Annotated in this window: 8 protein-coding genes; 1 reads left to right on the top strand and 7 read right to left on the bottom strand. The window is 64.8% G+C overall.

The features are described from left to right. Window positions 1–120 precede the first annotated feature (120 nt). From gshB to AC07X4_RS23020, 7 genes are all read right to left on the bottom strand, one after another. On the bottom strand, window positions 121–1,077 hold the full coding sequence (gene gshB / locus AC07X4_RS23050) for a glutathione synthase (protein ID WP_494741434.1): 957 nt from the start codon (window positions 1,075–1,077) through the stop codon (window positions 121–123). A 52-nt stretch (window positions 1,078–1,129) separates the two neighbouring features. Further along, window positions 1,130–2,317: a benzoate/H(+) symporter BenE family transporter gene (locus tag AC07X4_RS23045; protein ID WP_494741433.1), complete on the bottom strand. Its 1,188-nt coding sequence runs from the start codon at window positions 2,315–2,317 to the stop codon at window positions 1,130–1,132. 172 nt (window positions 2,318–2,489) lie between these two features. After that, complete coding sequence (locus AC07X4_RS23040; protein WP_056068096.1) at window positions 2,490–4,358, bottom strand: potassium transporter Kup; 1,869 nt, start codon at window positions 4,356–4,358, stop codon at window positions 2,490–2,492. Window positions 4,359–4,615: 257 nt separating this feature from the next. Then, window positions 4,616–5,911: a glutamate--cysteine ligase gene (gene gshA, locus AC07X4_RS23035; RefSeq protein ID WP_015016114.1), complete on the bottom strand. Its 1,296-nt coding sequence runs from the start codon at window positions 5,909–5,911 to the stop codon at window positions 4,616–4,618. A 96-nt stretch (window positions 5,912–6,007) separates the two neighbouring features. Beyond that, complete coding sequence (locus AC07X4_RS23030; protein ID WP_494741432.1) at window positions 6,008–7,474, bottom strand: TrkH family potassium uptake protein; 1,467 nt, start codon at window positions 7,472–7,474, stop codon at window positions 6,008–6,010. A gap of 175 nt (window positions 7,475–7,649) precedes the next feature. Next, window positions 7,650–9,113, bottom strand: a complete 1,464-nt coding sequence (gene trkA, locus AC07X4_RS23025; protein ID WP_494741431.1) for a Trk system potassium transporter TrkA — start codon at window positions 9,111–9,113, stop codon at window positions 7,650–7,652. A 60-nt stretch (window positions 9,114–9,173) separates the two neighbouring features. Beyond that, window positions 9,174–10,454, bottom strand: coding sequence for a glutamate-5-semialdehyde dehydrogenase (locus AC07X4_RS23020; RefSeq protein ID WP_494741430.1), 1,281 nt, complete (start codon window positions 10,452–10,454; stop codon window positions 9,174–9,176). Window positions 10,455–10,500: 46 nt separating this feature from the next. Here AC07X4_RS23020 and AC07X4_RS23015 point away from each other — a divergent pair, with 46 nt between their 5' ends. Continuing rightward, on the top strand, window positions 10,501–10,839 hold the full coding sequence (locus AC07X4_RS23015; RefSeq protein WP_494741429.1) for a hypothetical protein: 339 nt from the start codon (window positions 10,501–10,503) through the stop codon (window positions 10,837–10,839). Window positions 10,840–11,291: the final 452 nt, after the last annotated feature.

Below are 11,291 nucleotides of genomic sequence, written 5' to 3'. Positions count from 1 at the left end.
CCCCCAACACTTTTGCGCTCAGGTCTCAGCAGCGAAGCCCTCGACTATAGCACGGTTTACAACAGGCAGCAGGGTAACCCAGGGATAGATCTAACAGTCCCTGTACACGAGACAAACCCCTCAACCACCAACGGCCGCAACCGCAGACTCCAAAGCGTCTACAAATAGGAAGGCCACATCGCAGCCTGTCTGATCAAAGATTTCCTGGAAGCAGGTCGGGCTGGTGACATTGATCTCTGTGACGCAGTCGCCGATCACGTCTACACCAGCCAGCAGCAAGCCACGCGACTGCAGCACCGGGCCCAGCGCTTCTCCAATCTCACGATCCCGCGCAGACAGAGGGCGCGCCACGCCCTTGCCGCCAGCGGCCAGATTGCCGCGCACTTCGCTGCCCTGGGGAATACGCGCCAGGCAGAACGGCACAGGCTTGCCGCCGATGATGAGGACACGCTTGTCGCCATCAACGATCTCGGGCAAAAACTTTTGCACCATCACGCTTTGCGCGCCGTGGCGGTTGAGGGTTTCGGTGATGCTGCCCAGGTTGAGGCCGTCCGGCCCCACACGGAAGATACCCATCCCACCCATGCCATCCAGAGGCTTGAGGATGATGTCCTGGTGCTCCGCATGAAAGCGGCGAATGTCTTCCGCATCCCGGGTGACCAGTGTCGGTCCGATGAACTGTGGAAACTCCATGATGGCCAGCTTTTCCGGATGGTCCCGCAGAGCGCTGGGTTTGTTGAAGACCCGGGCGCCATCGCGCTCCGCCTGCTCCAGCAGGTGGGTGGCGTAAAAGTACTCGCTGTCAAAGGGCGGGTCCTTGCGAATGAGTACAGCATCAAAATCAGCCAACGCCGCGCTGCGCTGCGGCTGGGCCTCGTACCAATGGGTGGCATCCCCCGTGAGGCGAACGTCCTGCACCCGTGCGGTGACCTTGCTGCCGCGCTGCCAGGTGATGTGCTGCGGCTCGCAGACCGTGAGGGTGTGCCCACGCCGCTGTGCCTCGCGCATCATGGCGAAGGTGGTGTCCTTGTAGATCTTGAAGCTTTGCAGCGGGTCGGCGATGAAGAGCAGTTTCATGGTGTCGGGTCAAGAAAGGGAGGAGCCTATGGGCCCAGACAGCCAAGGCGGCTTACGCGCCGTTGGCCTGCGAACGCCTGTACTGTTGCACAAATAGCGCAACGCTGCCGGCCACCACTCCCCAGAAGGCCGAGCCCACCCCAACAATGACCACACCGCTGAGGGTGACGAGGAAGGTGATAAGTGCCGCCTCGCGGTGCGACTCGTCCCGCAGCGCCGTCGCCAGACCGTTGCCGATCGTGCCCAGCAAGGCCAACCCCGCGATGGCCACCACCAGTTCCTTGGGAAAGGCGGTGAGCAGCCCCGTGATGACCGCACCAAACAGACCGATCGCCACATAGATGGCGCCGCACGCCACCGCAGCCGTGTAGCGCCGACTGCGATCGGCGTGCGCCTCGGGGCCCATGCACATCGCGGCGGTGATGGCACTGAAGTTGAGCGCAAACGCGCCAAAAGGCGCCAGCACCAGGGTGGCCAGACCCGTGAGCGTGATGAGCCGCGAAATGGGCAGGTCGTAGCCGGACGCACGGATGACCGCAACACCAGGCAGGTTCTGCGAAGCCATGGTGACCACAAACAAAGGAATCGCCAGGCTGATGGCGGCAGCCACGCTGAACTGGGGCGCGGTGAAAACCGGCAGGGCCAACTCCAGCTGCACCGCCGACCAGGCCATCTGCCCCTGGGTGGCCACAAACGCCACGGCCACCGCGAGGGTGATGACCACCGCATACCGCGCAGCCAGACGGCGGCTCACCAGATAGACCATCAACATCAGCAGCACCAAGGGCAACGCGGTCTGGGCTGCCGCAAATGCCTGCAGGCCGAAGCGGGCCAGCAGGCCAGCCAGCAGGGCCGCAGCGATTTCCATGGGGATGCGGTTCATCACGCGCTCAAACCAGCCGGTAACGCCCGCCAGGGTGATGAGCAACGCGCTGATCATGAAGGCGCCGATGGCCTCGCCCATGCTGAAGCCGCCCGCCAACCCCGCCGTGGCCAGCACGGCGGCGCCCGGTGTGGACCAAGCCACCATGACGGGCTGGCGCAAGATCAGCGAGGGCACCAGCGAACACAGTCCCATGCCCAGACCCAGCGCCCACATCCAGGACGTGATCTGCGCGGGTGTGGCCCCAAATGCCAGGGCGGCCTGGAAGACGATGGCCACCGAGCTGGTAAAGCCCACCAGCACCGCCACGAAACCCGCCACCGCCGTGGAAAGGCTCAGGTCTTTGAAAAATTGCATGGGCGCGATTCTGGCACCGCGCGCGCCTGGCGCTCAGGCAGGCCGTCAGTCCACTTCAAAAGCTACAGTATTAATAGCACCTCAGACAATAGGCACTAGCGCCACAAGGCAAAAACAGCGCAAAACCAGCCCAAGGCACCCGTCCCAGGCCAGGGGGAGCCCCCCCAGCCCGTCAGATCTCGATCTTGGAGCCCAGCTCGACCACCGCGTTATTGGGCAGGTGCAGAAAGTCGGCCGCGCCACTGGCGTTATGGTGCATTTGGGCAAACAGCTTTTCGCGCCAAGGCGCCATGCCGCTGCCGATGGTGGGAATGACGGTGTCCCGCGACAGGAAATAGCTGGTGGTCATCGACTCCAACTCGCAGCCACGCCCACGCAGCAGCTCCAGCGCGCGGGGCAGGTCGGGGTCGTTCTTGAAACCGTAATGCACCACCACCTGCCAGCAGTCGTGCCCCAGCGATTCGACTTGCAGCCGCTTGTCCAGACCAATCCAGGGCGTCTCGTGGTTGTGCACGGTGACAAACAGGTTTTGCTGGTGCAGCACCTTGTTGTGCTTGAGGTTGTGCAGCAGGGCATTGGGCACCGCGCCGGTTTCGGCCGTCAGGAAGACGGCTGTGCCATCCACCCGCGTGGGCGGGCTGATGAAGATCGACTCCAGGAAGTCCTTGAGGTCGATGGCGTCGGCACGCAGCTTGTCATTGAGCAGGCGGCGCCCTTCCTTCCAGGTCATCATGAGCGAGAACACGATGCCGCCGATCATCAGCGGGAACCAGCCACCCTGGAACAGCTTGAGCAGGTTGGAGGCGAAGAACGCCAGGTCCACCACAAAGAAGCAGCCCGTGGCCGCAACGCACAGCGCCAGCGGATATCGCCAGCCGTAGCGGATCACGAAGAAGGTCAGCGTGGTGGTGATCAGCATGTCCAGCGTCACCGCGATGCCGTAGGCGGCTGCCAGATTGCTCGACGAGCGGAACATCACCACCGCCAGCACGATGGCCACGAACAGCCCCCAGTTGACCAGCGGCATGTAGATCTGGCCCGTGTCACGCACGCTGGTGTGCTGGATGTTCAGGCGCGGCAGGTAGCCCAGCTGGATGACCTGCTTGGTCACGCTGAATGCGCCGGTGATCAACGCCTGCGAGGCAATCACGGTGGCCATGGTGGCCAGGATCACCAAAGGCACCAGCGCCCAGTCGGGGGCCATCAGATAGAACGGGTTCTTGACGGCCTCGGGCTCAGCCAGCAGCAGCGCGCCCTGGCCAAAATAATTGAGGGTAAGCGCCGGCATGGCCACACCAAACCAGGCCATGCGGATCGGGCGCTTGCCGAAGTGGCCCAGGTCGGCATACAAGGCCTCGGCGCCCGTCACGCACAGCACCACCGCGCCCAGAATGATGAAACTGGTGCCCGGGTTGGCCCACATGAAGCCCAGCGCGTGGTGCGGACTCAGCGCCCACAAGATCTCCGGGTGCCCCACGATGTGCGACACGCCCAGCAGCGCGATGGTGACAAACCACACCAACGTGATGGGGCCAAAAAACTTGCCGATGCCGCCCGTGCCGCGCTTTTGCACGGCAAACAGGCAAAACAGCACCACCAGCGTGATCGGTATCACGTAGTGCTTGAAGTGATCCGACACCACTTCCAGCCCCTCCACCGCCGACAGCACCGAGATGGCCGGGGTGATGACGCCATCGCCGTAAAACAGCGAGGTGCCAAAAATGCCCACGGCCAGCAACACGCTGCGCAGCTGGGGCTTGTCTTTGACGGCCTGGGAGGCCAGGGCCAGCATGGCGATGAGCCCCCCCTCACCGTGGTTGTCGGCGCGCAGCACCAGCACCACGTACTTCAGGGAGACGATGACCGTGAGGGTCCAGAAAAAGATGGAGAGGATGCCGTAGATGTTTGCGGGCGTGAACGGCACATGGCCGGACCCGAACACCTCCTTGACGGCATACAGCACGCTGGTGCCGATATCGCCATACACAACACCGATGGCGCCCAGCGTGAGCGCTGCGAGCGATGACTTGGAGCTTTGCACTGACCACCCCCGCGCACTGGGCCTGACGGGGTTCCGTTACTTTTGGGAACGCTATTGTGCGCCTGAGCCAGATCAAGCGATTGGAGGCGAAACCCCATGTTGCGACGCAGCAACTTGCCCTTGGCAACCGGGCGCGGGCGTGGCATGCGGGGCCACTGCCCTCCCCCGCAGGCCCGCTGCGCAGGCTCGCCGGGAGGGTGCTGGCGCTGAAACCCGGTGTCCCCAAGACCCGCACGGGGGCCCAAAGACCCTGGTTTTCAGTCGTACACCTCGGCGTCGGGGTTGGTGGCCTCCAGCTCGTAGCTGGCCGCCAGCATCGCCAGCCGGGCCACCACGCCGTACATATAGAAGCGGTTGGGCGCGCTCACACCCGGGCGCACGCCAGGCTGGGGCATGTGGGTGCTGTGTTCAAAGGCCAGGGGCACAAAGCTCGCGCCGGGGGCGTTGAGGTTTTCGTCCACACCGCGCTCGGCATGCATGCGGTAGAAGCCGCCCACCACGTAGCGGTCCATCATGTAGACCACGGGCTCGGCCACGGCGTCGTTCACGCGCTCTTGCGTCAGCACCCCTTCCTGAATGATGACCTCGCTCACCGGCTGGCCGTCCTTGATCACAGCCATCTTGTTGCGGGTCTTGCGGTTGACGGCGTCCAGCTCCTTGGCGTCGCGCACGGTCATGATGCCCATGCCGTAGGTGCCGTTGTTGGCTTTGACGATCACGAAGGGCTTTTCGTTGATGCCGTATTCCTTGTACTTGCGGCGCACCTTGGTCAGCAGCGCATCCACACTGGTCTGCAGCTGGTCCATGCCCGTGCCTTCGGCAAAGTCCACCTCGCCGCATTGGCTGTACATGGGGTTGACCAGCCAGGGGTCGATACCCAGCATCTTGCCAAAGCGCTTGGCCACCTCTTCGTAGTTCTTGAAGTGGGTGCTCTTCTTGCGCACGCTCCAGCCGGCGTGCAGCGGGGGCAGCAGGTACTGCTCGTGGATGTCTTCCAGAATGCCGGGCGCGCCTGCGGTCAGGTCGTTGTTCAGCAGGATGGTGCAGGGATCAAAGTCCTTGAGCCCCAGCCGGCGCTTGGTGCGCACCACGGGCTCCAGGGTCACGGTGTCTCCGTTGGGCAGTTCGATCAGCGTGGACTTCTTGATCTCGGGGCTGATGGAGCCCACGCGCACGTTCAGGCCCGCCATGTTGAAGATGCGCTGCAGCTGCACCACGTTGGACAGGTAGAACGTGTTGCGCGTGTGGTTCTCGGGAATGATCAGCAGGTTGCGCGCTTCGGGGCAGATCTTCTCGATGGCGGCCATCGCAGCCTGCACAGCCAGGGGCAGCATCTCCTTGGTCAGGTTGTTCCAGCCGCCCGGGAACAGGTTGGTATCGACCGGCGCCAGCTTGAAGCCTGCATTGCGGATGTCTACCGACGTATAGAACGGCGGCGTGTGCTCCATCCACTCCAGCCGGAACCAGCGTTCGATGGCGGGCATCGAGTCGAGAATGCGCTGTTCGAGTTCGTTGATCGGCCCGGTGAGGGCCGTGATGAGATGCGGAACCATGGAAAGCCCTCGGGAAGCGATTGCAGTGAATTGTAGGATGTGGGGTCAAGCCGGGTTTTCGCAAGCCACCCCTTGTTGGTGCCACGGCCCTGCCATCTAACGGCGCCAGAACGCCGGGGTCAGCAAGGCCATGAAGCTCAGTATCTCCAGCCGCCCCAGCAGCATGGCCAGGGTGCACACCCAGATCTGGAAATCGGTCAGCACCGCGTAGTTGGACGCCGGCCCCACGCTGCCCAGGCCCGGCCCCGCGCAGTTGACGCTGGCCAGCACCACCGAGAACGCGGTCACCGGGTCCAGGTCCGTCAGCAGCATGACCATGCTCAGCCCAAAGACCGTGCCGCCGTAGACCAGCATGAAGGCCAGCACCGAGAAGATCACCCGGTTGTCCACCACGGCATCGCCCAGCTGCACCGGCTGCACCGCGCGCGGGTGCACCAGGCGGTTCATCTCGCGGCGCGCCTGCTTGACGAGGATAAGCATGCGGACCATCTTGATGCCCCCGCCCGTCGAGCCCGCACTGGTGGCCACACCCGACAGCAGCAGCATGAACACGGGCGCAAACACGGGCCAGGCCAGGTAGTCCACCGTGGCAAAGCCGGTGGTGGTGGCCAGCGACACCAGGTTGAACATGCCATGGCGCAGCGCGTCCAGCGGCCCATACACGCCCTTGGCCCACAGCAGCAGCGCCACCAGCAGACCGCCGCCAATCAGCGTCACCAGCGTGGCCCGCAGCTCCGGGTCGCGCCAGAAGCCGCCCCACTGGCCCTTGCGAATGGCGACGAAGTACAGCGCAAAATTGCAGCTGGCCACCAGCATGAAGAAGATACAAATCGCCTCCAGCAACGGCGACTGGAAGTAGCCAAAGCTCAGGTCGTGCGATGACAGCCCGCCCAGGCTCACGGTGGTGAACATGTGCATCAACGCATCGAGCGGCGCCATGCCCCCCGCCCAGTAGGCCAGACCACACAGCGTGGAAAACAGCGCATACACCCCCCAGAGCCCCTTGGCCGTGCCGGTCATGCGCGGCGTGAGCTTGGTGTCTTTCAGCGGCCCCGCCGCCTCGGCCTTGAACAACTGGCTGCCGCCCACGCCCAGCAGCGGCAGCACGGCCACCGCCAGGATCAGGATGCCCATGCCGCCCATCCACTGCAAAAAGGTGCGCCACACATTCACCGACACCGGCAGTGCATCCAGGCCCGCCAGCACGGTGGAGCCCGTGGTCGTCAGGCCCGACACCGCCTCGAAGTAGGCATGCGTGAACGACAGTGGGTGCCCGGTGTGGTGCCCCGCCAGCATCAGCGGCAGCGCGGCCGACAGGGGCAGCAGCATCCACACCAGCGACACCAGCATCACGCCGTGGCGCGGCTGCAGCTCCTGCCGGAACAGCCGCAGCCGCCACCACAGCCACGCGCCGGCCAGCATCGTGGCTGCGATGGACAGCGGGTATACGAACCAGACGCCATCACGCGTCCACAGCGACACTGCCAGCGGCAGGCCCATGGACAGCGAGAAGATCATCAACAGAATGCCCAGCACACGCAGAACGGGAAACATGTCCGTCATGACTCGGGCCCCTGGTCCATGGCAGCCGACATCGCATGCAGCCGTCGATACTGGTGCAGCCCAGGCGAGGGCCGCCGCGCAAGGGCCGCCCCGCCGCGCTGGCGGCGTCCTCCTGCCCGCAGCGCACAGCGCTGCGAGAGCGGGGGGAAGGCGCGAAGCGACTCAGGGGGGTGCATCAAAAGAACGTCGCGCTCACGCGGAAGAGCTTTTCCACATCGCGCACCAGCCGCTTGTTGGGCAGGAAGAACACCACATGGTCATTGCTCTCGATCACCGTGGCGCTGCGCGGGATGATGACCTCGGGCTCGCGCAGATCGGCAGCGGATGCACCAGTGGTTTCCGAAGCGTCAGGCAGACCGCGCACGATCAGGCCGATGTGCACATCGCGCGGCAGTTGCAGATCGCTGACCTTGCGGCCGACCACGCGCGAGCTCTTGCGGTCGCCGCGCGCCACGATCTCCAGCGCCTCGGCCACCCCACGTCGCAGGCTGTGCACGGCCTGTACGTCGCCCTGGCGCACATAGGCCAGCAGCTCACCCAGCATGGCCTGCGCGGGCGACAGCGCGATATCGATCTGCGTTCCGTGCATCAGGTCAGCATAACTGCGCCGGTTGATGAGGGCCAGCACCCGGCTTGCGCCCATGCGCTTGGCCAGCAGGCACGACATGATGTTGTCCTCGTCGTCGTCGGTGAGCGCGAGGAACAGGTCCACCTCCTCGATGCCTTCATCACCCAGCAGGTCTTCGTCGGTGGTGTCGCCCTGCAGCACCAGCACCTCAGGCGGCAGGGCCGACGCCAGCTCCACGCAGCGGTCCGCGTGGTCCTCGATGATCTTGATATGAAAACGCCCGCCCGCCTGGCTGAGCTGCCGCGCCAGCCGCAGACCCAGCCGGCCGCCGCCCGCAATCATGATGCGGCGCACAGGCTGGAGCTGCTGGGATGCCGGGCGGTGCAGAGCGGCCAGCACGTTGGCGATGTGCTCGTGCGCGGCCAGCACGAACACCTCGTCCCCCGGCTCGACGCGCGTGCGGCCGTCGCAGGCGATGAATCGGTCAGGCTCGTCGGGGAAGCGCCGGTAGATGGCCACCATGCGCATCGCCAGCTCCGGCGCACTCTCGCGCAGCGCGCCGATGGAGTGCCCCACCATCGGAGCCCCCGCGCGCGCCCGCACCGACACCAGGCATGCGCGGCCTCCGGCAAATTCGCGCACCTGCATGGCCTCGGGGTACTCGATGAGCTTGCCGATGTAGCGGGTCAGCGATTCTTCGGGGCAGATGATGCGGTCCACCGCAAACCCCTCGGGGCCCACCAGCCGCTCATGGGCCTCGAAGCCTGCGGTCCGCACCCGCGCAATGCGCTTGGGGATGTTGAACAGCAGCTGCGCGATCTTGCAGCACACCAGGTTGGTCTCGTCCTGCGCGGCGCAGGCAATCAGCAGGTCGGTGTCCTCGGCCCCCGCCTCGGCCAGCACGGCAGGCTCGATGCCGTTGCCCACCACCCCGCGCAGATCAAACCGCGACTCCAGGTCGCGCAGGCGCGCGGCGTCGGTGTCGATGACGGTGATGTCGTTGCGCTCGGACACCAGGCTGTCTGCCACGCTCTGGCCCACGCGGCCGGCACCGAGGATGATGATTTTCATATGAAATAGGCCGCAAGCGCTAGTCGAACATGCGCCAGCAGCTATCGTTTCAGGAGCGCATCAGGCCCTCACCTCACCTTCGCCCAGCACCACGTACTTGAGCGAAGTGAGGCCTTCGATGCCCACCGGGCCCCGCGCATGGAACTTGTCGGTGCTGATGCCGATTTCGGCGCCCAGGCCGTACTCGAAACCATCGGCAAACCGCGTGCTCGCGTTCACCATCACGCTGGCCGAATCCACCTCGCGCAGGAACTGCTGGGCGTGCATGTGATCGCCCGTCAGGATGGCATCGGTGTGGTGGCTGGAATAGTGGTTGACGTGCGCAATGGCTTCATCCACACCCGCCACCACTTTCACGCTGATGATGGGGGCCAGGTATTCCTCGCTCCAGTCCTGCTCCGTAGCGGCGACCAATTTGGCACCCGCCACCGACTGCAGAATCGCCAGCGACTCGGGGCAGCCGCGCATCTCCACGCCCTTGGCGGCATACACCGCGCCGATCTGGGGCAGAAAATCTGCCGCCACGCCACGCGCCACCAACAGACCTTCGCTCGCGTTGCAGGGGCTGTACTTGTTGGTCTTGGCGTTGTCGGCCACCTTGACGGCCATCGCGATGTCGCAGGGGTCGTCCACATAGGTGTGGCAGTTACCGTCCAGGTGCTTGATCACGGGCACCTTGGCATCACGGCTGATGCGCTCGATCAGGCCCTTGCCGCCGCGCGGGATGATCACGTCCACAAACTGCGGCATGGCAATGAGCTGGCCCACGGCCTCGCGGTCGGTGGTCTGCACCAGCTGCACCGCGTCCTGTGGCAGGCCCGCCTCGGCCAGCGCCTGCTGCACCAGCTTGGCCAGCGCCTTGTTCGAATCAATGGCCTCCGAGCCGCCGCGCAGGATGCAGGCGTTGCCACTCTTGATGCTGAGGCTGGCCGCCTCGATGGTGACGTTGGGACGGCTCTCGTAAATCATGCCGAACACCCCAATCGGCACGCGCATCTGCCCCACGCGGATGCCGCTGGGCTGCTGCTTCATGCCGAGGATCTCGCCAATGATGTCGGGCATGGCGGCCAGCTGCTCGCAGCCCTCGGCGCAGGTCTCCAGCACCTTGGGGGTGAGCTTGAGCCGGTCCACCATCGGGCCCGCCAGCCCATTGGCCACGGCGCGCTCCAGGTCTTTGGCGTTGTCGACCTGCAGCGCAGTCACGTTTTCGCGCAGCAACCGGGCCAGCGCTTTGAGCGCTTTGTTTTTGATAGCTGCTGGCGCTTTGGCCATCAGCGCAGAGGCCGTTTTTGCCTGGAGACCGAGAGAGTGCGTGTATTCAGCGACGTTGAGGGCGTTCATCCGGCGATTTTGCCGCACTTGGTATCGGCCCGGTGAGCGCGGGCCCATGGCTGCTTTACCCTCGAGCCTGTCACCCACCATCGATCCGCCCGGCTACGCCATGACCGACACCGCACACGCCCAGCTCACCACCTTCACCCAGGCCCTGCAAGCCTTTGAACGCGGCGACCACACCGCCGCCGCCCTCAGCACCCTGGCCCGCCAGCAAACCACCCTGCTCGCCGCCCTGCCCCCGCGCTACAGCGAAGTGCTGCTGAACCTGCTGGACCGGCTGGAATCGAGTGCGTTGTTCTCGGAAGAAAGCTGCTCGTTCAGCCAGAAGGATCTGGTGGCGAATTTGACGATGTGGGCTGAAAAAGCACAGGGCACATTGACCGCCCGCTGACACGCCCAAGGGCCGAGCGCAGCGATGGCCCGAAGGGCTGTTGGCTGTTTGGATGTTCGGCCCCCCTGCTGGCTGCGCCTGCGGCGGGGCGGCTGTGGGGTGGCATGGGCGTCGAAGCGCCCATGCTTCGTGAACTGGCTCGCCGTGGCTGTCCGAGCGGCGCGCGCAGCGCAAAGCGAGTTCCACGGCGCACCCCGCAGCCGCACCGCTGCAGGTTTGCCCCCACGCAGCGCGTGGGGGTCGCAGACTGGGGGTCGCCTTTTCTTTGCTTACTTTCTTTTGGCGAAGCAAAAGAAAGTGAGTCGCCCGCCGGGGGATAACCCGGCTCCTGCCTTAGGCCAAGGCACTAACTCCAAATTTCATAGCTACTAGCGCACGTCCACAAAGCGCCAGACGCCAGAAACCCTCAAACCTCCGCCCGCCCCAACCACTTCTCCCGCGCAATATAAGCC

The organism is Acidovorax sp. GW460-11-11-14-LB4, assembly GCF_059423685.1.
This window is presented reverse-complemented; position numbering and strand designations above follow the sequence as displayed.